Annotated in this window: 22 protein-coding genes and 2 pseudogenes; 10 read left to right on the plus strand and 14 right to left on the minus strand. The window is 72.4% G+C overall.

The features are described 5' to 3' along the window. Positions 1-100: 100 nt before the first annotated feature. Positions 101-1,246, plus strand: a complete 1,146-nt coding sequence (locus IF88_RS0126660; protein ID WP_030717635.1) for an ABC transporter substrate-binding protein — start codon at positions 101-103, stop codon at positions 1,244-1,246. Between the two features lie 100 nt (positions 1,247-1,346). Here the strand turns inward: IF88_RS0126660 and IF88_RS0126665 are convergent, their stop codons facing one another. Together IF88_RS0126665 and IF88_RS0126670 are read right to left on the minus strand one after the other, a co-directional pair. Next, complete coding sequence (locus IF88_RS0126665; protein WP_234323710.1) at positions 1,347-1,856, minus strand: hypothetical protein; 510 nt, start codon at positions 1,854-1,856, stop codon at positions 1,347-1,349. A gap of 83 nt (positions 1,857-1,939) precedes the next feature. Further along, positions 1,940-3,844, minus strand: a complete 1,905-nt coding sequence (locus IF88_RS0126670; RefSeq protein ID WP_030717639.1) for a glycoside hydrolase family 5 protein — start codon at positions 3,842-3,844, stop codon at positions 1,940-1,942. Between the two features lie 34 nt (positions 3,845-3,878). On the opposite strand from IF88_RS0126670, the gene IF88_RS0126675 reads away from it, so the two are divergent. Together IF88_RS0126675 and IF88_RS49660 are read left to right on the plus strand one after the other, a co-directional pair. Then, entirely contained in the window at positions 3,879-4,157 is a 279-nt protein-coding gene (locus tag IF88_RS0126675) for a hypothetical protein (protein WP_158754587.1), read from the plus strand. Then, positions 4,072-4,332: pseudogene (locus IF88_RS49660) on the plus strand (hypothetical protein); the annotation flags it as partial. The gene IF88_RS0126675 and the pseudogene IF88_RS49660, both read left to right, overlap by 86 nt. A 168-nt stretch (positions 4,333-4,500) precedes the next feature. Here the strand turns inward: IF88_RS49660 and galK are convergent. Together galK and galT are read right to left on the minus strand one after the other, a co-directional pair. Next, positions 4,501-5,700 (minus strand): galactokinase, encoded by a 1,200-nt coding sequence (galK, locus tag IF88_RS0126680; protein ID WP_037807131.1) that lies wholly within the window; start codon positions 5,698-5,700, stop codon positions 4,501-4,503. Then, on the minus strand, positions 5,697-6,746 hold the full coding sequence (gene galT / locus IF88_RS0126685) for a galactose-1-phosphate uridylyltransferase (protein WP_030717643.1): 1,050 nt from the start codon (positions 6,744-6,746) through the stop codon (positions 5,697-5,699). The genes galK and galT overlap by 4 nt, the downstream gene beginning before the upstream one ends. Before the next feature lie 96 nt (positions 6,747-6,842). Between galT and IF88_RS0126690 the strand changes: the two genes are divergently transcribed. Further along, positions 6,843-7,739 carry a DeoR/GlpR family DNA-binding transcription regulator gene (locus IF88_RS0126690; RefSeq protein WP_078893161.1) on the plus strand — a complete coding sequence of 299 codons (897 nt, stop codon included), beginning with the start codon at positions 6,843-6,845 and terminating at the stop codon, positions 7,737-7,739. On the opposite strand, the gene IF88_RS0126695 is transcribed toward IF88_RS0126690, so the two are convergent. After that, positions 7,721-8,335, minus strand: coding sequence for a 2'-5' RNA ligase family protein (locus IF88_RS0126695; RefSeq protein ID WP_030717648.1), 615 nt, complete (start codon positions 8,333-8,335; stop codon positions 7,721-7,723). The genes IF88_RS0126690 and IF88_RS0126695 overlap by 19 nt on opposite strands. 41 nt (positions 8,336-8,376) lie before the next feature. Next, complete coding sequence (locus tag IF88_RS0126700) at positions 8,377-9,189, minus strand: crotonase/enoyl-CoA hydratase family protein (protein ID WP_051837601.1); 813 nt, start codon at positions 9,187-9,189, stop codon at positions 8,377-8,379. Between the two features lie 136 nt (positions 9,190-9,325). Between IF88_RS0126700 and IF88_RS0126705 the strand changes: the two genes are divergently transcribed. Together IF88_RS0126705 and IF88_RS0126710 are read left to right on the plus strand one after the other, a co-directional pair. Continuing rightward, positions 9,326-10,072: a hypothetical protein gene (locus IF88_RS0126705; protein WP_158754589.1), complete on the plus strand. Its 747-nt coding sequence runs from the start codon at positions 9,326-9,328 to the stop codon at positions 10,070-10,072. A gap of 15 nt (positions 10,073-10,087) precedes the next feature. Beyond that, positions 10,088-10,885, plus strand: a complete 798-nt coding sequence (locus tag IF88_RS0126710) for a VOC family protein (RefSeq protein ID WP_030717657.1) — start codon at positions 10,088-10,090, stop codon at positions 10,883-10,885. A gap of 121 nt (positions 10,886-11,006) precedes the next feature. Here IF88_RS0126710 and IF88_RS0126715 read toward each other — a convergent pair whose 3' ends face one another. The 3 genes from IF88_RS0126715 to IF88_RS0126725 all read right to left on the minus strand — a co-directional run bounded on the left by IF88_RS0126715 (position 11,007) and on the right by IF88_RS0126725 (position 15,169). Further along, entirely contained in the window at positions 11,007-11,537 is a 531-nt protein-coding gene (locus IF88_RS0126715; protein ID WP_030717661.1) for a GNAT family N-acetyltransferase, read from the minus strand. A 225-nt stretch (positions 11,538-11,762) separates the two neighbouring features. After that, positions 11,763-13,010, minus strand: coding sequence for an erythromycin esterase family protein (locus tag IF88_RS0126720; protein WP_030717664.1), 1,248 nt, complete (start codon positions 13,008-13,010; stop codon positions 11,763-11,765). 95 nt (positions 13,011-13,105) lie between these two features. Then, positions 13,106-15,169: a SpoIIE family protein phosphatase gene (locus IF88_RS0126725; protein WP_030717667.1), complete on the minus strand. Its 2,064-nt coding sequence runs from the start codon at positions 15,167-15,169 to the stop codon at positions 13,106-13,108. A 213-nt stretch (positions 15,170-15,382) separates the two neighbouring features. Here IF88_RS0126725 and IF88_RS0126730 point away from each other — a divergent pair, with 213 nt between their 5' ends. Together IF88_RS0126730 and IF88_RS0126735 are read left to right on the plus strand one after the other, a co-directional pair. Continuing rightward, entirely contained in the window at positions 15,383-15,802 is a 420-nt protein-coding gene (locus IF88_RS0126730) for a VOC family protein (protein WP_030717670.1), read from the plus strand. A 222-nt stretch (positions 15,803-16,024) separates the two neighbouring features. Next, positions 16,025-16,477 (plus strand): GNAT family N-acetyltransferase, encoded by a 453-nt coding sequence (locus IF88_RS0126735; RefSeq protein ID WP_030717673.1) that lies wholly within the window; start codon positions 16,025-16,027, stop codon positions 16,475-16,477. Here IF88_RS0126735 and helR read toward each other — a convergent pair. Next, positions 16,474-18,645, minus strand: a complete 2,172-nt coding sequence (gene helR, locus IF88_RS0126740) for an RNA polymerase recycling motor ATPase HelR (protein ID WP_030717676.1) — start codon at positions 18,643-18,645, stop codon at positions 16,474-16,476. The genes IF88_RS0126735 and helR overlap by 4 nt on opposite strands. 250 nt (positions 18,646-18,895) lie before the next feature. On the opposite strand from helR, the gene IF88_RS40895 reads away from it, so the two are divergent. Both IF88_RS40895 and IF88_RS48285 read left to right on the plus strand, forming a co-directional pair. Further along, a complete protein-coding gene (locus IF88_RS40895) occupies positions 18,896-19,291 on the plus strand; it encodes a TOBE domain-containing protein (RefSeq protein ID WP_234323711.1) in 396 nt (131 codons plus the stop codon). 76 nt (positions 19,292-19,367) lie between these two features. Beyond that, positions 19,368-19,589, plus strand: a pseudogene (locus tag IF88_RS48285) (molybdopterin-dependent oxidoreductase); the annotation flags it as partial. Here IF88_RS48285 and IF88_RS0126755 read toward each other — a convergent pair. The 4 genes from IF88_RS0126755 to IF88_RS0126770 all read right to left on the minus strand — a co-directional run bounded on the left by IF88_RS0126755 (position 19,555) and on the right by IF88_RS0126770 (position 23,170). Further along, the gene (locus IF88_RS0126755) at positions 19,555-19,974 is read right to left on the minus strand and encodes a TOBE domain-containing protein (protein ID WP_030717683.1); all 420 of its coding nucleotides are present in this window, start codon (positions 19,972-19,974) and stop codon (positions 19,555-19,557) included. The pseudogene IF88_RS48285 and the gene IF88_RS0126755 overlap by 35 nt on opposite strands. 524 nt (positions 19,975-20,498) lie before the next feature. Then, positions 20,499-21,557, minus strand: coding sequence for a VWA domain-containing protein (locus IF88_RS0126760; RefSeq protein ID WP_030717686.1), 1,059 nt, complete (start codon positions 21,555-21,557; stop codon positions 20,499-20,501). Positions 21,558-21,647: 90 nt separating this feature from the next. Next, positions 21,648-22,556, minus strand: coding sequence for an SDR family oxidoreductase (locus IF88_RS0126765; RefSeq protein ID WP_030717689.1), 909 nt, complete (start codon positions 22,554-22,556; stop codon positions 21,648-21,650). Continuing rightward, positions 22,553-23,170, minus strand: coding sequence for a helix-turn-helix domain-containing protein (locus tag IF88_RS0126770; protein ID WP_234323712.1), 618 nt, complete (start codon positions 23,168-23,170; stop codon positions 22,553-22,555). Before IF88_RS0126770 ends, IF88_RS0126765 begins: the two co-directional genes overlap by 4 nt. Positions 23,171-23,267: the final 97 nt, after the last annotated feature.

Genomic DNA, 23,267 nt, shown 5'->3' on the forward strand with positions numbered 1-23,267 from the left:
CGGGGAAGAGTGCGGACACCACCGTTCGGGACTGCGCCGCCGAGGCCGTCGAACGTACGCTGGCCTCGATCGGTACGCGACCGCCCGTTATGGAGCCTTTGTGCCCGCATCCCGTCTCCGGACAGCCTTCGTCGCCGCTTGCCTGGCCCTCGCGGCGGCGCCCCTCGGCGCTTGCGGAGACAAGCCCGACGCCGGGCCCAGGGCGCCCGCGGTGGCCACCTCGGCCGCGGACGCCGGCGGCATGGCGGCGCTGACGGCCGCGGCGAAGAAGGAGGGCGCGCTCAACGCGATCGCGCTCCCGCGCGACTGGGCCGACTACGGGGCGCTGATCGACGGCTTCGAGAAGAAGTACGGGATCAAGGTCACGGTGGAGAACCCGGAAGGGACCAGCCAGGACGAGATCAACGCCCTGAAGAAGCGCGGGGACGGCGGCCGCGCCCCGGACGTGATCGACGTGGGGGGCTCGTTCGCGCAGTCCGCGGCCCGGCAGGGCCTGCTCGCTCCGTACCGGGTCGCCCCCTTCGACCAGATCCCCGAGGACCAGAAGGACCCGGACGCCCGCTGGTACAACAACTACGGCGGCTACATGTCGATCGGCTGCGACGCCAAGCGCGTGAAGACCTGCCCCTCGACCTTCGCCGATCTGCGCAAGCCCGAGTACAAGGGCCGGGTCGCCCTCAACGGCGACCCCACCAAGTCCGGGTCCGCCTTCGCCGGCGTATACGCGGCGGCCCTGGCGAACGGCGGGTCCTTCGACGACATCCAGCCCGGCCTCGACTTCTTCGCCGAGCTCAGCAGGAGCGGCAACTTCATCCCGGTCCAGTCCTCACCGGCCACGATCGAGTCGGGCCGGACCCCGATCAGCATCGACTGGGACTTCCTCAACCTCGGGTACGCCGACGCGTTCCGCGAGAAGGGCGCGGACGTCGACTGGCGGACCGCCATCCCCTTCGACGGCAGCTTCGCCGAGTACTACGCGAACGGGGTGAACAAGGAGGCCCCGCACCCCGCGGCGGCACGCCTGTGGCAGGAGTGGGTCTTCAGTCCGGAAGGCCAGAACCTCCGGCTCGGCGCCTACGCACGCCCCGTCCTGATGGACGCCATGGAGAAGGACGGCACCCTCGACAAGGCGGCCGCGGAGAAACTGCCGACGGTCGAGGGCACGCCGACGTTCCCGACGGCGGGCCAGACGGCGAAGGCGCGGGAGACCGTCAACCGCGGCTGGGCGGACGCCGTCTCGGGCTGAGGCACGGGGGGGGCCGGTCCCGAACGGTGGGCGGGGTGAGAGCGCGGCCGCCCGGGACGCGTACCGTCAGCCCGCCCGGTGTCGGGGGCTTCTGGTGGCGTCAGTGCCCGGCGGCGGCCTTGACCAGGGCGACCGCTGTCCCGATCGCCGCGTCGATCGCGCCGGCCAGCAGCGCGAAGGCCGTCCCGCCGCCCATCCGGATCCCTCCGTAGCACCCCCACGCGAAGAGGGTGGCGACGTTGACCCCGGCCGCCACGAGCAGGGCCGTGTCCAGGCCCACCGCCCCCAGTGCCGAGAGGCCGATCAGAACGAGCGGGCCCACCGCGGACAGCAGCAGCGGGCTGCTGACGAAGAGCATCGCGCGCAGGTCCCGTCCCCGTGCGAGGGCTCCGTGCGTCACGCGGTGGGCCTGCTGGTCGGCGACCAGCGCGGCCAGCCACAGGCCCACCGAGGCGGTCCCGATCGTCGCCGCGGCCCCGAGGACGCTCACGTGGCTGCTGCCGGCGAGCCCGATGACGACGGAGATCATGGTGATCGTCGCGTAGAGCCGTTCCTTGAGCTGGGCCGCGGCCATCTCCGTGCTCACCGCGTCCGCCGCATGGTCCCTCACGGAACCCACCGTAGGGCGCGGCCGGGCCGGAGCCCCGGAACCACACCGGGTGACCGGCCCGCCGGGCCGTCAGACGACGGGTGTCACAGCTTGCGGCACAGCAGGGCGTCCGGCGTCTTGCCCTTGGCCCACGCCCCGGTGAACGCGATGCCCGCGGCGTACTCGTCGGTGCCGCACTGGCCCTTGTGGTTGCCGTACGCGAACTCTCCGCCCGGGCCCGCGGCCGGGCGGTTGTCACCCCTGTCGAACCAGACGGTGCGGCTATTCGTTCCCAGCGTCCGGCCCGCCTGGGCGCACAGGACCGCGGAGACCGCTTGGCCGCGCACGCTGTAGCCGGTCATGAACTGGTCGGGCCCGCACTGGTACTTGGTGTAGCCACCCGCCCAATCGCCCTGCTGTACGTGGCGCTCGTCGGTCACGACGATCGGCGCCGGGCCGGTGGCCGCCAGGCCGGGGGCCCCGGCGTCGGTGCACAGCCCGCGCCCGTCCCGGTGGGCCAGGCCGACGAGCCGCTGCCCGTCGGGGCAGGTCCCCTTGCGAGCTCCCGCGTCCCAGTCGCCGAGCGCCCGTACGCGTGCCGACTGGACCGCGTCGGCGTGGTCGAGGTTGAGCATGTCCCAGGTGTCGGAGACGGCGACCGGGCCGCTCTTCTGCACCGAGGTGACCAGCCGGTTCCAGTCGGCGGCGCGCCAGTCTGCGCCGTCCAGGAGGCCGGAACGGCGGCCTGCGCCATCGAAGTTGAGGATCGACCAGGTGCCGTGTCCGGTCCATCCGACCAGGGGCCAGTAGGCGAAGTCGGTGTCGTTGGCGATCAGGTGGTCGACGAAGTTGCCGAACCAGGCGCGTGCCTGCGGGTTGGTCTCGTCGCTGCCGATTCCGAACTCGCTGATCCACAGCGGTGCGGTGAAGTGGCGGCCGGATTCGGCCGTGACGTAGAACGCCTGCCGCTCCAGGGTCGCGAAGAGGTCCTCGCGGGAGAGTTCCTGGTAGCGCGGGTCGTGGGTCTCGCCCATGCCCGTCGCCCCGGTGTGGTTCGGCCCGGTGTAGCCGTAGAAGTGCGCCGCGTACACCAGCTTGTTCGAGGCGACGAGGGTGTGCGAGAGGGTGCGGACCGGTTCGAGCGTGGGACGCCCGTGGGGCAGCCCGTCGGCCGGGATGCCCTGCCAGTTGATGCCTTCGACGATCACGAGCAGGTCGGGGTTTGCCTCGGTGAGGAGCCGGTCGCCGAGGCGCTGGGACGCGGCCCACCAGTCGTGGCCGTTGCCCCAGTTCCAGTTGGCGTCGTCGGTGACGGTACGGCGGACCTCGTTGTAGAGGTCGGCGCCGACGACGCGCTTGTTGCCCTTGTAGCGCCGGGCGAGATCGAGCCAGTCGTTCTCCCACTGCGCGGTGGACTGGCTGGTGTTCCAGCGCTCGTTGCCGTCCAGACCGCAGCAGAAGCGCGAGGTGTTGGTGTGGTTGTTGAGGATCACCGCGAAGCCCTCGGCCGTGATCGCCGCGATGACGGCGTCGAAGACCTGGAGCGGGGTCTTGCCGCGCAGGCCGGGGTTGGCGGCGACGGAGGCGTCGGAGACCGGGCGCTGGTCGTGCAGCATCTCGTTCGAGAACGGCAGCCGGATGCTGTTGATGCCGAGTTCGTGGAATCCGGCGAGGATCCGCGCGATCGGCGCGCGGTCCAGTCCGAGGGGCATCTGGTCGGCCTTCTCGCCGTCGTGGTGGCTGGCCGGGTCGTTGATGTCGCCGGAGCCGCTCCAGGAGCCCTGAGCTCCGTGCCAGTTCGCGGACTTGAGCTTGAAGCGGTTGCCCTCGGCATCGACGACGTAGCGGCCGCGGGTGCTGAGAGGCGCGGTCCAGGAGTCGGACAACGCGGTCGCGGCCGAGGGCGTCGCGGTCGTCCCGGTCGTCGGGGACGCGACGGTCGGGGAGGCGGCGAGCGCTCCGAGCGCGAGCGCCGCGGCGAGTGCCGCGGGGAGTAGGGCTCTTCTCACTGTGTCCTCCGTGAGGCCTGGGGGTGGGACGTCCGTGGTCGAGCGGTGGGGCGGGGGTGCGGTGGCGCCGTGGTCCGGTGGCGCCGTGGTGCGGTGGGACGGTGGCGCCGTGGTGCGGTGGTGCGGTGGCGCCGTGGTGCGGTGGCGCCGTGGTCGCTCAGCCGCCGCTGCCGAGGACGGCGACACCTCGCGGTGCGAGGGTCACGCGGCGGACGAGGGGGCTGCGGGTGTCGAGCAGGTCCCGGCGCCCGGCCGCGCGCTCCAGTCCCTGGCGCCCGCCGCCGTCTCCACGAACCACACCCCCAACATGTAGGCGTACAGACTCGCCTTCGACGGACGCCAGTTCAACTACTCGGTGGTCGGGGAAATGGGCCTTCCCGCACCGGGGGTACGCGGCGGTCACCGACCAGTTCATGCCGGGCGACGACCTGATGGTGGCTCCGGTGGTGACCAAGGGCGCGGTCGGGCGCGAGGTCGTGATCCCGCCGGGCAGGTGGCCGCAGCGACGACGGCCGGTCGTACGAGGGCCCGGCCACGGTCCGGATCGACGCGCCCCTGGCCCGACTGCCGTACCTGCGCAGTACGGGCGCCCGCACGGGTGCGGAGCGGCCGGGCCTCGGGACGCCGCGTCCCTCGCCGGCGGCTCCGGCCGCGCGCTACCGCGTCCCGGGGGCCGGTGCGAGGCGGCGGGCGCCCGCCGCGGGGGTGACCTCCAGGATGCGCGGGAGGCGGTGGCCGGCGGACCCGAAGGCGACGGTGACCGACTCGGCCACCACGCCCTCCCGCCCGTCCGCCACGAGTGCGATGACGGAGCCTCCGAAGCCGCCTCCGGTCATCCGGGCGCCGAGGGCCCCGGCGCTGAGCGCGGCGCTCACGGCGAGGTCGGTCTCCGCGCAGGAGACGCGGTAGTCGTCGCGGAGGGAGGCGTGGCCCTCGGTGAGGATCGGGCCGAGCGCGGCGGCGTTCCCCTCCCGCAGCCGGGAGACGGCGTCGGTGACCCGCGCGTTCTCGGTCACCACGTGGCGGACCAGCGGGGCGAGTTCCACCGGCAGGGCCTCCAGGGCCCGCGCGAGTTCCCCGGTGGGCAGGTCGCGCAGGGCGGGCAGGCCGAGCAGCGCGGCCGCGCGTTCACAGCCCGCGCGCAGGGCGGCGTACGCCCCGTCCCCGAGGTCGTGGGTGACGCGGGTGTCGATCACCAGGAGCCGCAGCCCTTGCCCCCGCAGGTCGAAGGGGACCTGCGCGTGGTCCTCCGGGGTGCGGGCGTCGAGGTGGAGGGCGGCCTCGGCGGTGCAGCAGACGGAGGCCATCTGGTCCATGATTCCGCAGGGGACTCCGGCGAAGCCGTTCTCGGCGCACTGGGCGGTCCGGGCCAGTTCGGGCCCGGCCAGCCCCAGTCCGTACAGCTCGTCGTACGCGACGGCGACCGCGCACTCCAGCGCGGCGGAGGAGGAGAGTCCGGCGCCGGTGGGCACCGTGCTGTCGAAGTGGAGGTCGGCGCCCCCGACCGGGTGGCCCGCCTCGCCGAGTGCCCAGACCACGCCGGCCGGGTAGCCGGTCCAGCCCTGCAATGCGCCCGGGGCCAGCTCGGCCACGGCCAGATCGGTGATCCGGCCGTCGCCCTGCGCGCTGTGCAGCCGCAGCCGTCCGTCGGTGCGGGCGCGGGCGGCGAGCAGGGTGGTCTGCGGGAGGGCCATCGGGAGGGCGAAACCGTCGTTGTAGTCGGTGTGTTCGCCGATCAGGTTGACCCGGCCCGGCGCCGCCCAGACCCCGTCCGGGGAGCCGCCGTAGAGCTTCCGGAAGGTGTCCGAGACCCGCTCGGCCCGGCTGTCGTCGTCCCGCTGCTCGGTCCCGTTCACGACAGTGCCTCCCGAAGTCGCCGCGCGGCCTCCTCGGGGGCCACGTCGTTGATGAAGGCTTCCGTTCCGGACTCCGTTCCGGCGAGGAACTTGAGCTTGTCGGGAGACCTGCGGATGGTGAACAGCTCCAGGTGCAAGGCCAGTTCCTCGCCCCGGGTGCGCGGTGCCTGGTGCCAGGCGGAGACGTACGGGGTGGGAGGCGCCCCCTCCGGCTGCCCGGGTACGGGGAACAGCCGGTCGAAGCGGCGCAGCAGGTCCAGGTAGATGCCCGGGAACTCGGCCCGCTCGGCCTCGGTGAGGCAGGTCAGGTCGGGGACCCGGCGGTGCGGGTGGAGGTGCACCTCGTACGGCCAGCGGGCGGCGTACGGCACGAAGGCGGTCCAGTGCTCCCCGGCGGTCACCACCCGCTCGGTGGCGGCGCGGGCACCCGCGAGCAGGTCCTCGAAGAGGTTGCGTCCGGTGGCGGCGCGGTGGGCGGCCGCGGCGGCGGTCATCTTGGCGGTGCGCGGCGTGACGAAGGGGAAGGCGTAGATCTGGCCGTGCGGATGGGAGAGCGTCACCCCGATCTCGACGCCCCGGTTCTCGAAGCAGTACACCTGCTCGACGCCCGGGAGGGCGGAGAGTTCCGCGGTGCGGTCGGTCCACGCGTCCAGGACCAGCCGGGCGGCCGCCGGGGTGAGATCGGCGAATCCGGCCTCGTGCTCGGGGGTGAAGCACACGACCTCGCAGCGTCCCGCTTCGCCCGCGAGGGAGGGGAAGCGGTTCTCGAAGACGGCCACTTCGTAGTCGGCGGCGGGGATCTCCCCGAGCCGGCCGTCCCGGGAGGGACAGAGCGGGCACTCCCCGGCCGGCGGGTGGTAGGTCCGGCCCTGCCGGTGCGAGGCGATCGTGACCCAGTCACCGGTCGCCTCGTCCCGGCGCAGCTCCGGGTGACTGCGCACGCGGTCGAGCGGGCGCAGGTCGGGGGCGTCGCGCACGGCGCCCTCGTCGTGGTCGAAGTAGATCAGTTCGCGGCCGTCCGCGAGTTTCGTGAGGGTCTTCTTCACCCGCCAAGACTAAACAGTTTCCAAAATAAATCAACAGTCACGGCGTGCTATGTTGTTGCTTTCTGAGTGGATGCCCCAGATGCCGGGAGTGACCTCGTGGCCGAACAGCAGGCTGCGCAGCTGGCCCATCAGCGACGCGCGTTCATCCTCGACGCCGTCCGGCGCGACGGCTCGGTACGGGTGGCGGACCTGGTCGGACAGCTCGGCGTCTCGGACATGACGATCCGCCGGGACCTGGACGCCCTGGCCCGGCGCGGCGCCCTGGAGAAGGTCTACGGCGGGGCCGTCGCCACCGCCGGGGCCAGCGGGCACGAGCCCGGGTTCGACGCCAAGTCCGATCTGGAGGCGGCCGCCAAGGCCGCCATCGCGGACACGGCCGCGGCCCTGGTGGAACCGGGCAGCGTGGTCGCGCTCTCGGGCGGTACCACCGCGCACGCGGTCGCCACCCGGCTGCTCGGCGTCCCGCGGCTCACGATCGTCACCAACTCCCTCCCGGTGGCCGATCTGGTGCGGGCAGCCGACCGCGACGGCGCGGGCACGGCCCCCACGCTGCTGCTCACCGGCGGCTCCCCCACCCCCTCGGCCGCGCTGGTCGGGCCCCTCGCCGACCTGGTGATCGGCTCCCTCCATGTGGACCTGCTGATCCTCGGCGCCCACGGGGTGACGGAGGAGGCGGGGCTGACCACCCCCAACCTCACGGAGGCCCAGACCAACCGGGCCCTGGTCGCCTCGGCCCGCCGGATCGCGGTCGTGGCCGACCACAGCAAGTGGGGGGTGGTCGGGCTCAGCGGTTTCGCCGCGCTGGACCGGGCCGACTGGTTCGTGACCGACGCGGGCATGCCCGCCCCGGCCCGCGCCGTCCTCACCGAGTCGGTGGGTGAACTCCTCGTCGCGGGCGGGGAGCCCAGCGGGCAGCACGCCGAGCAGCACGGCGAGCAGCACGGCGAAGAGCGCGACCGGGGTCTCGGCCGAGGTCACGCCGCGAAGGGGTGATCGCCGTGCCAGTGGAGTCCGCCCGTGCCCAGGCGGATCGTGGCGCGGGGCCGCATGGGCTCCTCGCCCCTGCGGGCGAGGAGCACGACCTCGTCGACCCGCGCCGACACGCTGCCCAGCCGGGCGGCGCACTCCGCGGCCAGCCGCCGCGGGTCGTGGGTGCGCCCCAGTGACAGGTGCGGCGTGAAGGAGGGGAACCGGCCCCGGCATGCGGGGAAGGGCTCCACCAGCGCCTCTTGGAGCGCCGTCCAGGGGGCCGGGCCGGACGCGGCGGGGTCCAGCCACACGGTGGCGTAGGCACGGTGCCGGAAGGCGCGCACTCCGCTCAGGCGGACGGAGAACGGCCGGATCCCGCCGGCCGCGGCGGCCAGCAGCGGGGCCGCCGCGGCGAAATCGTCCTCCGGGACGAAGCCGAAGATCAGGTTCACGTGCGGGGGCCAGCGGCGGATCTGGGGGTCGTGCTCGGCCCGGATGCTCTGGATGGGGGGCCACAGCCCGGCCGGAGGTAGCCACGCGACGGCGGTCCGGGGTGTGGGAGACACCCCGAGGAATGCGGGGACACCGGCTCCGTCACCGGTGGTCGGGAACCCGTTCACACCGCCATGATGCCCCGGACACCGGCCGGGGGCCGCGCGTCTCAGCCGGTGAAGGAGCCGTGCCGCCCGGCGCCGCCCGCGAACCGGTCGGCGCCCGCCTGGGTCTCCCCCGCGGCGAGCGGAACGAGGCCGTGCCGGTACTCGGCGGCCAGGGCCTCCGCCTCGCCCAGCCCGTGCTGTTCCCGTACGGAGAGCCGGTCGTGCCGCAGGCACAACTGCGGGAACCCGGCGATCTCGTGGGCCAGCCGCTCCGCCGACCGGCGGGCTTCCCCGGGCGGTACGAGGCGGTTGACGAGGCCGATGCCGTACGCCTCGGCGGCGGTCACGGGGCGGCCGGTGAGGATCAGGTCCATCGCGCGGCTCTCGCCGATCAGGCGCGGCAGCCGCACCGTGCCCCCGTCGATCAGCGGGACGCCCCAGCGGCGGCAGAACACGCCGAAGGTCGCGTCCTCCTCGGCCACCCTCAGATCGCACCACAGGGCCAGTTCGAGCCCGCCCGCCACCGCGTGGCCGCTGATCGCGGCGATCACGGGTTTGGTCAGGCGCATCCGCGTGGGGCCCATCGGGCCGTCGCCCTCGGCCCGGACCCGGTTGCCGCGGTCGGTGCCGACGGCCTTGAGGTCCGCGCCCGCGCAGAACGTACCGCCCTCGCCCCACAGCACGGCGACGGACGCCTCCTCGTCCTCCTCGAACGCGCGGAAGGCATCGGCGAGTCGGGCCGCCGTCGGGCCGTCGACCGCGTTGCGGACGCCGGGGCGGCTGAGGATCACCGTACGGACCGGGCCGTCGCTTTCGATCCGGACGGCAGCCGGGTCGGCGGGCGTCGTCCCCGTTGTCTCGAAGGTCGTGGCCACGGCGGAACTCCCTGGGTCGTGTGGTGTGCGGACGCCCACTCTGCAGCAATCGCGCGGGCGGCACGAGAGGCCGGGGTCCGCCCGGACTGCGCCCGCCGCCGCGCGGACCTACGCTGCCAGAGGGAGGTGATGCCCGATGTCTGCACCCCGGGCATCCGCGGCCCGATGTGCGGCCGCCGGAACCGTCACTCTGTTGATGTTCGCGGGCCCCGGCGCGGGCGCCGCGAGGGCCGATGACAACGGCATCGCCGACAAGAGCGCCCCGGCCATCGCGGCGGCCGCCCGCGAGGCCATGTCGGGGCTCACGTCCATGCGCATGGTGGCCAAGGTGACCGACCCTTCGGGCACCACCGCGTTGGACCTCCGGTTCGACGCGCGGGGCAACTGCGTCGGCACCGTCACCCCGCCAGGCGATTCCGGCACGGCCGACGTCGTCAAACGCGGCGACGACGTGTGGATGAAGCTGGACGACGAGCTGCTGCGGGCCCAAGTGCCGGGCGGCACGGCCGATGACGCGATCGCGCTCATCAACGGCCGCTACCTGCACGGGACCACGAGCAGTCCGACGCTGAGCGACTTCGCCGAATTCTGCGACCTCGACTTCTACAAGAAGGAGTTCACCTCGAAACCGGCGAACGAGCAGCTCGACAAGGGGGCGCGCACCAGCGTCGACGGCCGGCCGGCCATCACCGTCAACAGCCGGCAGGACGACAGGACGGGCACCTACCAGGTCTCCACCGAGGACGAGCCCTACCTCCTGCGCATCCAGGGCACCGAGGAGTCCGGCGAGCGGGTGGAGGCCACCTTCTCCGCCTTCGACGAGCCCGTCCAGGCCAAGCCTCCCGCCCCCGCCGACTCGGTCGACCTGTCCGAGCTCCAGTAGCGAAAGGGATCGACCATGATCACCACTGACTTCGTCCCCGGCTCCCCCTGCTGGATCGACCTCGGTGCTCCCGACGTCCCCGCCGCCGCGGCCTTCTACGGGGCCGTGCTCGGGTGGGACTACGAGTCCATGGGCGAGAGCGAGGAGATGGAAGGCGGGATGTTCCGGAAGGACGGCAAGATCGTCGCCGGGCTCGGCAAGCTCACCGAGGAGGGAGCCCGCTCGGCCTGGATGATCTACTACAGCGTCGCCGACGCGGACGCCACGACGCAGGCCGTCGAGCGCGCCGGGGGCACGGTGCGGGTGCCGCCGAGGGACCTCGACGAGTGGGGGCGGATGGCCCAGTACGACGACCCGCTGGGCGGGCAGTTCGCCGTGTGGCAGCCGGGCAAGGACAGCGGGGTCCAGCTGGTGGACGAGCCGGGCTCACTGTCCTGGACGGAGCTGTACACGAGCGACGCCCCGGCCGCCAAGGAATTCTACGGCGGCCTCTTCGGCTGGCGCTTCAGCGACATGCCGCTGCCGGGCGGCGGGGGCACGTACGCCCTCATCACCCCTGCCGGGCTTCCCGAGGAGCGTATGCACGGCGGCCTCATGGAGCTGCCCGAGGAACACCTCGCCCTGACGGGCGGGCGGCCGTACTGGCACCCGGTCTTCGCCGTCGAAGACTGCGACGCCGCGGTGGCCAAGGTCACCGGGAACGGCGGCAGCGTGCAGATGGGCCCGGAGGACGCCGAGGGCGTCGGCCGGCTCGCCGTCTGCCTCGACCCGTCGAACGCGGACTTCGTGGTGCTCGCCCCGGCCCGGGGCTGAGCCCGGGGGCGCCGGGCGGACCCCGGACCCACCGGGCGCGCCCGCGCACTCTTCGACTGTCCGAGCTGGGAACTACCCTGCAGACGAGCAAACGGAGCCGGCCAGGCACCGGGCCCGAGCATCAAGGCCTCAGCAGTCCGCCCACCCACCAGTCGTGCGACGTGCCGTCGTTGGCGATGCCGCGATTGCGCAGTGTCCCTTCGACGGTGAAGCCGAGTTTCTCGGCGACGGCACGCGAGCCGGTGTTCCCGACCATGGCCCACCACTCGATGCGGTGGACGTCGAGGGTGGCCCAGCCCCAGTCGCACAGGGCCCGAGCGGCCTCCACCGAGTACCCGCGTCCGCGCTGCTCCTTGACCGCCCAGTAACCGAGCTCCCAGACGCCGCGGCTGATGAGGGTCAGGCAGTACGAGCCGACCAGGGCGCCGGTGTCCTTGCGGAACGCGCCGAGCGTGTAGTCCCTGTCCTCGGCCCACTGAGCGGGCAGCTTCTCGCCGACGAGCTCCTCCGCGTCCGCACGCCGGTACGGCACCGGCACCGGGGTGTAGAACTGGATGTCCTCGTCCTGGCAGGCTTCGTACACCGCATCCACGTCGACAGGTGTGAAGGCCCGCAGCACCAGGCGGTCGGTCTCAAGAGTCACTGGATCCATCGCGGCAGTATGACCACCATCAGCAAGCGGCGACCAGCAATTATCCCGACCGAGCACCGCCCACCACAACACCCCCGGGCTGGCTGGTCAACGGTCGTCACACACCCCAGATCAGCTGCCCCCAAGACGGAGCTACACCCCACAGCGTCCCGTCTGCCGCAGGGCCGCCAGGGGACGCACCCGGCCGCTGCTGCCGAGGGTGTCGGTCAGGGGTGGAGGCGGTGGTCATGCCGCCAGGGGGCGGGAGCAGCTCGACCTCGCCACGAAGGCGAGGCCGTCGTACTCCTCGGCGGGTACGAGCGGTGCGAGGTGGAAACGGTAGGTGAACCGCGGGACGTTGGCGCCGAAACTGCGCTGGAGGCCGGGCCCCCGGAGCCATTCCCGCACGGCGGGTGGCGCCTGCGCCTCCCCGCCCCGCAAGTCGACCAGGTAGTCGCCCGGTACGGCGGCCGCCAGCCGGGATTCGACCGAGCGGCCGGCGCCGCCGATGCGGTGCCGGACCGCCGGGCCGGTGCTGCCGATGCCCCGGCGGGCCCGGAACCGGCCCTTCCCGAAGAGCAGGCCGAGTGCGTAGTAGGCCTCGCCGTGGCGGCGGTGCAGCAGGCTCCCGAGCGCGGGCACCCCGGCTCCGTACGTGCCCTTCGCGATGTGCCCGTTGTGCGCCCATACGGCGACCCGGTCGCCGCTGCCGTCCACCACTGCGTCGACCGCCCCGGCCATGTGGCGGTCCCGGACGGCGTACAGGCTCTCCTCGCCGGGGCCGGGTTCCAGGGGCCGGGTGATCAGATCGGCGCAGCGGACCAGCATCCGCGCGTGCCGGACCGCGTCGTCTGCCGCCTCGGGACTCGTGCGGGAGGCGAGGGCCGCCCGGTGCTCCTCCAGGAAGCCGGCCAGCTCACCGGCCTCCTCGTACAGCCCCCGGGCCGGGTCCGGCCGCGCCCCGGGCCGGGAGGCGGCGAGCACGCGCAGGGTCTCCCGTACGGACTCGGCGGTCGCGGGCGCCGCCTGCTCCAGGAAGGTGGCGACCGCGGCGGCGGAGTCCGCGCAGCGCTGCGGGTCGATGCCGACGAAGCGCACCCGCTCGGCGGCCGGGACCGTGCGGTTGTGTTCCCGCATCCACTCGACCATCGCGAGGATCTCGTGGGTCCGCCAGGTCCAGAAGTCCAGCCGGGAGACCAGCCGGCCGGCATCGCCCGTGCCGCCCGCCACGTAGGCGTCCACGGCCAGGGCCGCCGATTCGCTGGCCTCCATCGCCAGCGCCCGGAATCCCATCTCGCGGACCAGGAATTCCAGCAGCCGGTGTTTGAGCAGGAAGAACTCCCGTGTGCCGTGCGTGGATTCACCGAGGCCGACGATGCGCACGCCCTTCAGGACCTCGCGGAGCGGCTGGAGGTCCTCGTACGGTTCGCCGGCGGAAAGGGTGGTGAGGGGCAGTGCGTGCGCGGATAACCAGCGCGTGATCTCGTCGGACAAGAGCGGTCTCCTCAGCCGTGCGGTACGGCAGCCCCGCCGCGGCTGCCCCGCTTCGGCGAGGGCCGCTCCTGCCGCCGCATGATCGTAGTCCGCGTTCACGGGGTGCGGTGGACCCGGGCGAGGACGAGGACGGTGTCGTCGGTCGGCGGGGCGGACAGCAGGCCGGCCAGGGTGCGGTCCGCCATCTCCTCCAACGAGCCGTGCGCCTTGGCCAGTTCGGTGCGCAGCGCGTCCAGGCCGGCCTCGATGTCCCGGCCGCGCGCTTCGATGAGGCCGTCGGTGTAGAGGACGAGGACGGCGTCCTTCGGCAGTTCGACCTCCGTCGCCCGGAAGGGGCAGCCGCCGACGCCGAGCGGGACTCCGAGGACCTCGTCGACGGTCTCCACCGTGCCGTCCGGGTGGAGCACCAGGGGCGGGGGGTGGCCGGCGCTGGCGACGCGGGCGCGGCCGCTCCGCGGGTCGTAGACGATGTACAGGCACGTCGCGAGCTCGATGCCGGACTCCTGGGCGCATGCGTCGAGTTCGGTGAGCAGGTCGTCGGGCTCGCTGTCGTGCCGGGACAGGGCCTGGGTGGTGATGCGGAGGCGGCCCATGGCGGCGGCGGCCGTCACCCCGTGCCCCATCACGTCGCCCACCACGAGCGCGATCCGCCCGTCGGACAGGTTGATCACGTCGTACCAGTCACCGCCGACCTCGGTGATCCGGCTGCCGGGCACGTACCGGTGGGCCACGTCCACGTACGGGCTGCTCGCCAGGGCGGTGGGCAGCAGCGCCCGCTGCAGGGTGAGGGCGATGTCCTGGACGCGGGAGTACAGACGGGCGTTGTCGAGGCAGATCGCGGCGCGCGAGGCGAGCTCGCCCGCGAGGTTGACGTCCTCCTGGGTGAAGGCCGGCCGGCCCGCGGACCGGCCGAACATGGCGATGCCCTGTACGGTGCCCCGGGCGATGAGCGGGGCGACGAGGACCCCGGCCACCCCGCTCTCGGCGAAGAGGCGCGCGCGTGACTCGATGGTGACGGTCCGGGCCAGGAACTCCTCGTCGACCACGGCGGAGACGCCGCGTCCGGTGCCCAGCATGTCGTGCATGACGGAGCCGGGCGGGTACCGGACCTTGTCCACCCCGCTGACGAGCTCGATCGCCGACCCCGGGAGGATCGTCCCGGAGGCGATCCTGCGGGTGTACAGCGGCCGGGCCGGGTCGAAGTCCTCGGACTCGTCCATCCATTCCACGACCTCGACCACCGCGCCGTCGCAGAAGTCCGGCATCGAGGCGTCGACCAGCTCCTGGGCCGTCTGGTTCACATCGAGGGTGGTCCCGATGCGCGTGGAGGCCCCGTCCAGCAGGGCCAGGCGCCGGCGGCTGGCGGTGGCTTCCAGGATGGCCTGTTCCCGGTCCGTGACGTCCACCATCAGTCCGCCCACCCCGGGGCGCGAGCCGACCGCCTCGCTCAGGGGGAAGAAGCTCACCGACCGCACCTGGTCGCGGTCCGGATGTCCCTGCGGGCGCATGCCCACCAGCGCCCCGACGACAGGTTCGCCGCCCTGGGCCACGGCCCGGAGCATGCGCTCGTACTCGCCCCCGTCCGACATGATCATGATCTCGTCCATGCGGCGCCCGAGGTGCGCCTCGATCGGCAGACCGTCCATGTCGGCGAGCACCTGGTTGAGGTGGACGTACCGGAGGTCCGGGTCGAGCATGACCAGACCGATCGGGCAGGTCTCGAAGAGGGCGTCGAGGAAGGCGAGGTTGGTCTTGACGCGGTCGAGCTCGTCGCTGCGGCTCGCCAGGCCCATCACCACCGGGCTGCTGCCGGCTCCGGTGACGGGGAAGACCCGGAAGCCGCAGTCGAAGGCCGTGCCGTCACGGTGCCGCGCCGCCAGCTGGCCCCGCCAGTACCCCAGGGTCCGGCCGTTCTCCGCCAGCCGGGCACCGGAAACGGATTCGCCCCGGATCTCGTCGGCGAAGAGGAGGGCGGCGGGCTTGGACAGGATGGCGGCGGCCTCGTACCCGAAGAGCTCCCCCGCGCCGGGGCCCCAGTAGCAGACGAGGCCGCGGTCGTCGATGCCGAAGACGGCCACGCGCACGTGTTCCAGCAGCGTCCCCGGCTCGGACCAGAACGGGCCGTGAGCCTCCTCGCCCCCCGGCCGAGCCGATGGCACGAGACGACCCCTTCCGCCCGCCGATACCTTCCACCCATTATGCGGACGCCGCGGTGATTGCGCGGTGGCGGACCGCAGGGGCCACCCAGTCGGCAATGGGATCGGTTTTCACGAACGGGGTGGAGCGAGGGCCGGGGAGTCGGGCCGTGCCATGGGCGGGGGCTTCCCCTAATCTGGCAAAAAACTGCCGCACCTTAGCGAAGGGGAAATCCCATGCCTTCTCGCCTCAATCCCTACATCAGCTTCAACGGCAACGCCCGGCAGGCGATGGATTTCTACAAGGGCGTCTTCGGCGGCACCCTGACGGTGAACACGTACGGTGACTTCGGCAGCGGGAAGGAGGCCGGGGGCTCCGACGACATGATCATGCACAGCATGCTCGAGACCGAGAACGGCTTCACGCTCATGGGCGCCGACAACCCGCCGGGATCGGAGAACAAGCCCGGGAACAACATCTCGGTGAGCGTGAGCGGCGACGAGGCCGAGGAACTGCGCGGCTACTGGTCCAAGCTCTCCGCCGACGGCACGGTCACGGTCCCGCTGGAGAAGCAGACGTGGGGCGACGTCTTCGGCATGTGCACGGACCGCTTCGGCACCATCTGGATGGTCAACATCGTCCAGCCGCCCGCCTGACCCACGCCGCCGGGCCCCGTCGGGACAGCTCCTAGTGCTGTGGCCGGAAAGGTTTGCCGGGGCGCGGCGTCCGGTGCGGTGCATCGCAAGGCGGAGGGCCGAGGCTCGTACTGGACGTACCTGCCCGGTACGCGGCTGCCGCATGATCGATTCCCTGCACCGGTGGAGGAGCGCGTGCGCTCCTCCACCACCGCGTTCCTTCGATCACGGGAGCCCCGCCACATGTCCGACATCAACGTGCGTGCCGTACGGGCCGAGGACTTCGCCCAGTGGCGCACCCTCTACCGCGGCTACGCCGACTTCTATCGGGTGGAGCAGACCGAGGAGGCCGCGGCCACCGTGTGGTCCTGGGTGACCGACCCCGGCCACGAGGTCGGCGCCCTGGTCGCCGAGGACTCCTCCGGCCGCCTCCTCGGGCTGGCCCACTACCGCCCGTTCGCCCGGCCGCTCTCCGCGACGGTCGGCTGCTTCCTCGACGACCTGTTCGTGGCGCCCGAGCACCGCGGCTCGGGCGCCGCCGACCGGCTGCTGGGCGCCCTGCGCGAACTCGCGGCCCAGCGCGGCTGGAGCGTCGTCCGCTGGATCACCGCGGACGACAACCACCGCGCGCGGTCGAAGTACGACCAGGTGGCCACCCGCACCATGTGGGTCACCTACGACATGGCACCGAACTAGGAGCTCGTGAGGATCACGAGCTGCTGGGTCGCGCGGGTCATCGCGACGTAGCGGCTGACGGCTCCCTCGACACCCTCGCCGAAGGTCTGCGGGTCGATGAGGACGACGAGGTCGAATTCGAGCCCCTTCGTCAGCTCCGGCGTCAGCGACCGGACGCGCGACGTCGGCCGGACCGCGCCGTCGCCGACGTCGCCGGTGGCGATGACACAGGCGACCCCCTCGGCGTGCGCGGCGAGCCACGTGTCGAGGATCGAGTCCAGCTCCGCGACGGAGCCGTGCGCGACGGGGATCCCGCTGCTGCGGATGGAGGTCGGCACGTTGGCGTCCGGGAGCGCGGCGCGGATCGCCGGCTCGGCGTACGCCATGACCTCTTCCGGCGTCCGGTAGTTGACGCTCAGGGAGGCCACCTCGATCCGGTCGAGCCCGACCCGTTCGAGCCGTTCCCGCCACGACTCCGTGAACCCCTGGCGGGCCTGGGCGCGGTCGCCGACGATGGTGAAGCTGCGGGACGGGCAGCGCAGCAGCAGCATCTGCCACTCCGCGTCGGTCAGTTCCTGGGCCTCGTCCACGACGATGTGGGCGAACGGGCCGGCCAGGAGGTCCGGTTCGGTGCACGGCAGCGCGCTCTCATCGACCAGGGTGTCCTGCAGGTCCGCTCCGTGCAGCATCCCCACCGCGCCCTCGCTCTCGTCGAGCACGACGTTCTGCAGCAGGCTGTCGATGGCGTCGGACCGGCGCGCCCGTTCGGCGGCGACGGCCGCGTCGTGCCGCCGCTTGCGTACGGAGGCCTCCGCGTCGCCGAGCCGCTGGCGGGCCGCGTCCAGGAGCGGCAGGTCGGACACCGTCCAGGCGTGGGTGTCCGTACGCTGCAGCGCGCGCACCTCGTCGGGGCCGAGCCAGGGAGCGCACTTGCGCAGGTAGGCGGGGACCGACCAGAGGTCCGCGACGAGGTCGGTCGCCTCGATCATCGGCCACGCCCGGTGGAGGGCCTTGAGCAGCTCCCGGTCCTGGAGCAGCACCCTCCGCAGCAGGTGGGGCGGGGCGTCGCTGTCGTCCTTGTCCATCAGGATCGTGGCCAGCTCCTCGCGGATCTGGTCGTGCGCCTCGTTGTGCGGGGTGCCGGACTCCACCGCGTCGAACGCCACCGCCCAGTCGTCTGCGCTCAGCCACAGGTCGGACCAGGGGGTCTCGACCTCCATCCCCTCGGTGGGCGGCTCCTCGTGGATGCGGACGGCCGCCTCGATCGCCTTCACCAGGCCGGCGGACGACTTCAGCCGGGCCACGTCCGCGTCGGTCTCGACCGCCGCCGCGGCCCCTTCGGCGACGAGGTCGCGCAGGGTGCAGGTCTGCACGCCCTCCTCGCCGAGGCTGGGCAGGACGTCGGCGACGTAGGCCAGGTAGGGCTCGTGCGGACCGACGAAGAGCACGCCGCCGCGGCGGTGGCCGAGGCGGGGGTCGGAGTAGAGCAGGTGCGCGGCGCGGTGCAGGGCGACGACGGTCTTGCCGGTGCCCGGACCGCCGTCGACGACGAGGGCGCCGCGGGATCCCGCCCGGATGACGGCGTCCTGGTCGGCCTGGATGGTGGCGAGCACGTCGCGCATCCGCGGCGAGCGGTTGGTGCCCAGGCTGGCGATGAAGGCGGACTGGTCGTCGAGTGCGGCGTGCCCTTCGAGCCCGTCGGCGGTGAACACCTCGTCCCAGTAGTCGCTGATCCGACCGCGGGTCCAGCGGTACCGGCGGCGGCTCGCCAGGCCCATCGGATTCGCGTGGGTCGCCGCGAAGAACGGCTCGGCCGCGGGGGAACGCCAGTCGACCAGCAGCCGGTGGCCGGTACTGTCGGTGAGGCCGAGGCGTCCGATGTACACGGGCTCGGCGTCGTCGGCACCGACGACGTGCCCCAGGCACAGGTCCAGGCCGAAGCGGCGCAAGGTGCGCAGGCGGCTGGTCAGGCGGTGGATCTCCGCGTCCCGGTCCATCGCCTCGCGGCCGATGCCGCCGGGTGCCTTGCGCGCGGCCTCCAGGCGGTCGGACAGTTCGGCGATCGACTGGGCGAGGCTCTCCGAGATGGCCGCGAAGTGCTGCTCGTCGCGGGCGACCAGCGCCGCGTCGGCCTTGTCGGAGAGGCGGTCGGGAAGGTCGAACGCGCTGGTTGTGGTCAGGGAGTTCACGGCATCAGCTCCGATCCGAGGTCGTACGACGGACAACTCGACAACAGCGCACACACGTGGTGGATCTCCCGTTTCTGCAGGTCGGAGCTCGGTCCGCGAAGTTTGCCTCACGGCCGGGGCCTTGCCGCAAGCCCCCCGGTGCGCTATAAGTTGAGAGTGGCAAGGAGTGGTTTCGACCTCCTTGCCTTTTTCTTTGCCCTCTCGGCCTCCCGCACGGCGGGACCGGCGGGGCACCCCCTATGCCGCGGGCGTGCCGTCGTATTCCATGGGGCAGGCCGCCCAGTTGCTGCGCGTGAGCCCCGAGACCGTCCGCCGGTGGGCCGAGACGGGACGGCTGCCGGCCGGCCCCGGTCCGGACGGATCGCGGATCGTCGACGGGGTGGTCCTCGCCGCCTTCGCCAAGGACCGTGTCGCCGGGCTGCACCCCCTGCCGTCGGGCACGGTCGTCACGTCCGTCCGCAACTCCTTCGCCGGGATCGTCACCGCCGTGCAGCCCGACGACGTGGGCAGGTGGAGATCCAGTCGGGTCCGCACCGGGGTGGTGTCCGTGGTGACCGGGGAGTCGGTCGAGGAGCTCGGCATCACGGTCGGGGCGACGGTGACGGCCCGGGTGAAGTCCACCGAGGTCCACATCGACCTGACGTAGCAGGGCCCGGCCCGCCGGGCGCCCGGCTGTCCGGCCGTCATGTTCCACAGCGTCGGCGAGCCCTTCGCCGTCTCCCTGGGCCGAGCTCGACGAGGACTTCGACGCCAGCCCGGTGCTGCTCGCCACCCGCCTCGACGGGGAGGACCTCGACGGGGCGGGGGCGCAGCTGGTGGTCTCCTCGGACCGGTGCGGGGCGCGCTACGTCAGCGCCGTCACGCACGTGTGGTTCGGCGCTCTGGCGGCGCCGGACCTCCGGCCGGGGATCAGGCGGTGGCGAGGGAGATCTCGGTCGACTTGATCAGCACGACGACCTGCGATCCGGCGGACAGTCCGAGCGCGCCGACCGCGTCGGCGGTGACGGCCGCGGTCAGGTGGCCGCCGTTCACGTTCACCTTCACGGCGGCCATGGCCGGGCCGGTGGCGATGTCGGAGACCGTGCCGGTCAGCTGGTTGCGGATGGAGATGTTCTCGACCGGGCCGGTGGCCAGGGCCACCTCGGTGGCCTTGACGAGCGCCTTGACGCCGGAGCCCGCGGTGAGACCGAGGTCCTTGACGGCGTCGGCGGTGACGGCCGCGGTGATTTCCTGCCCCCCGTCCAGCCGGACCTTGACCGTCGCCATGGCCTCGCCGACGGTGACGGCGAGGACGGTGCCTGCGATCTGGTTGCGGATGCTGAGAGTCATGAAGGTTCGACCTCTTACGTGGACGTGTCGTGCGGCCCGGAGGGAACCGCCCGAGACCGACCGTAGGACCCCGTGATCCGGCTCGCACGGACCCCCTCGCACCCGCCTGCGGGAACCACCCGCCCGGCTGGCGCCTGCGGGTGCGAGCGCCCTCGGCTCCGCCCGACCGCGCGGGACCGCGCGGCTACACCTGCTCCTGGTACACCCTGATCCCGGCGGGCTTGAGCATGCGAGCGCCGTCCAGGCTGGCCGCTCGCTCAGCCCTTGGGCCCAAGCGTCGACATCGTCGCCCGCGCCGTGGAAGAACCACGAGTCGAGGCTTCCAAGGGCTTGCAGGGCGGGTGTGAGTCCGTATCGGAGCTCGCAGTGGACCTGCACGTAGCGGTCGGCCGAACCGGAGATGGGCGAGCCAGGCGTCTTCCGTGTCCGGATCGGAAAGATCCCGCCACTCGCCCTCCAATGCGCACCCCGAGCAGCATCACGGCCGCGTCCGTCGACGGTTTCCGCACTTTGCCCTCTTCCTTTCAGAGCATGACGAGCAGACGGGTCTTCGGCTTGAGCTTCCGGTTCACCGAACGGCTCTGCACGTAGACCTCCAACTTGGGATTGCGGCCCGCCTTTACCGAGACCGTTCCCTGGATTCCCGTGCCGAAGAGAAGGCTCCGGGCCGCGTCGCCCGTATAGGCGCGGTCCGTGTCCTTCTCGACGACGATGACTTCCTTGTCGGGCTGGACCTGGACCCGGGTGCCCAGCTGGTAGTAGCAGGATCCGCGTTCGTACGTCACGCCCGGGTGCGAGTCGACGAAGGACCGGATCTCGACCTCGGTGTCGACCTTCAGGAGGCGGTACTTGTCGGCCGGGACCGGTTCGAGGTTCGCCCGCACGTCGTCGACCGAGATGTCCTGGCCGACCGCGAAGAGGTTCTTCGTGCCGCGCACGCCCTGCTCGCGGCCCCGGAGGAAGCTGGTGGCCGCGGCGCGGACGGTGCCGATCGCCTCCTCGACGCCCTCCTGGGAATCCGCGTCCCAGATGGCGATGTTGCCCGCCGGGAAGCCGTAGTTCTGCGCGGTGCGCTTCGCCAGGGAGTTCGGGACCAGGATCGCCGAGGTCCAGTGGCCCGGAAGCGCGCCCATCTTCGCGGCGATCCTGTCGAGCCAGGGGCCGAGGATGGTCATGTCGCCGTCGTGCCGGCGGTCGCCGCCGGAGGCGTTCTCCTCGCCGTCCGTCACCACGATCTGGAGGAAACTGTGCTCGCCGTACTCCTCCCAGATGTGTCCCAGGTCGTCCAGGGACTTCAGGGAGGCTTCGATGAGGGCCGTGGCGCCATTGTTGACCTTGTACAGACCCCGCATGGACGGAAGGTGCTTCACGTCCATGTCCCAGACCAGGTTCTCCACCCTGTGGTCGAAGGAATAGAGGCTGATCCTGGTCTCATGACCGAGGCTGTCCGATTCGGCCTTCAGGCCCGCGACAAACTCGTCCACGACACGAATGAGTTGGTGCTGGTGCTGATGCATGGAACCCGAACTGTCCACTACCAGCGCGACGTGGTTCACCTTGTGCTGGATTTTGTTGGCGGACATGTCTGCGCTCCTTTTCGAGGCTCCCCGAGTGATGTCTCCACACTATGGGGAGGCACTGACAATGGAGCTTGACGGACCATCACCCGGCCGTCAGAGCGGGTCGCCCAGGGGCCCGTATTCCTCTTGCAGGTTCCGGGCCCAGTGGGCGGCGAAGTCCGGTTGCGTGCCGTCGGCGTCGGTGAATCCGTACTCCTGGTACAGGCCCCACGTGGCGAGGGCGCGTCCGGTCTTGGTCATGATCCGGGGGTCGGCCGCCAGCGCGGCGACCGCCCGGCCGAGGTAGGCGGGGGTCTCGGAGTGGGCGAAGTTCGGGTCCTGGGCGGCGCCGTCGCGCCAGTTGGCCTCGGTGACGCCGAAGTGTTCCAGCAGGGCCTCCGAGCGCAGGAAGCCGGGCGTGATGGCCACGGCCGCGACACCGTGCGGCTTGAGCTCGGCCGCCTGCGCGACGGCGAGACGGATCACGGCGGACTTCGCCAGGTCGTAGAAGAACGTGCCGCGGTAGCGGGCGGTGTTGCCGTCGGTGACCTCCACGACCAGGCCGCTCTTGCGCGCGACCATGAGGGGGAGCGCGAACCGGCTGGTGATGACATGGGTCTCCACCGCCTGCCGCAGCAGCCGGAGCCCGGTCTCCAGGTCCTGCTCCCACAAGGGGTGTTCCCAGTCGGTCAGCGGGTCTCCGCCCCACACGGAGTTGACCAGGATGTCGAGCCGCCCGTCCTGCTCCGCGGCGATCCTGTCGACGAGGGCCTCCACCTCGTCGGGACGGCTGTGGTCGGTGCGGGCGGGGATGCCCAGGCCGCCCGCGGCGGTGACCTGCTCGGCGGTCTGCTCGATCGTCTCCGGGCGGTTCAGGTCGGAGCGCCCGCCGACGCCGCTGCGGCCCGTGACGTACACCGTCGCGCCGGCGGCACCGAGCTCGACGGCTATGCCCCGTCCGCCGCCCCGGGTGGCGCCGGCGACGAGGGCCACCTTCCCTGCCAGCGGGCGTGTGTCGGTCATGGTGATTCCTCCGGGTCGTGGTCGGGGTGGGGCGGGATGTGCGGGAGCAGTACGGTGTCGAGCTCCTGCCGGAGCCGCTGCGCGAGGGTGCCGCGGCGGTCGAGCGCCCAGGTCAGTCCCGCTCCGGCGGTGATCGCCCGCACGGTGCGGGCCAGCGCCGCGACGTCCGTTCCGGCGCGCAGCTCACCGGCCTCCGCCGCCTCCGCCAGCAGCGCCTCGACCGCCCGCCCCTGGGCCTGGTGAACGGCCAGGGCGTGCGCGTAGAGCTGCGGATCGGCGAGGTCCGTGCACAGGAACGCGAGATGGTGGGCGAAGGTCTCCGGCGTGTCCATCCCGGCCACCGATTCCGCCGTGAGCGCCGCCAGGGCTCCGAGCGCCGAGGCGTGTTCCCGGCGCACCCGGCCGGCCCGTTCGCCCGCGTCCTTCGCGGACTGGGCGGCGAGGGCCAGGAGCAGACCGCGCTTCGATCCGAAGCGCTGCACGAGGGTGCCGGGCACCAGCCCGACCTCGCGCGCGACGGCGGCCAGCGTCAGCCCGGCCGGACCTACCCGGCCCATGACCTGGGCCGCGGCGCGCAGGATCACCGCGTCGTCGACCCCTCGGGGACGTCCCACAGCGCCACACCTCATTAATAAATGCTCGTTCATTTATTAAAGCGGGGGCTCCGCGCCACCGCAAGCCGCAAACCGCCGCGGGGGCGTCGCCCCGTCC

The organism is Streptomyces sp. NRRL F-2580 (genome assembly GCF_000720115.1).
GTDB lineage: Bacteria > Actinomycetota > Actinomycetes > Streptomycetales > Streptomycetaceae > Streptomyces.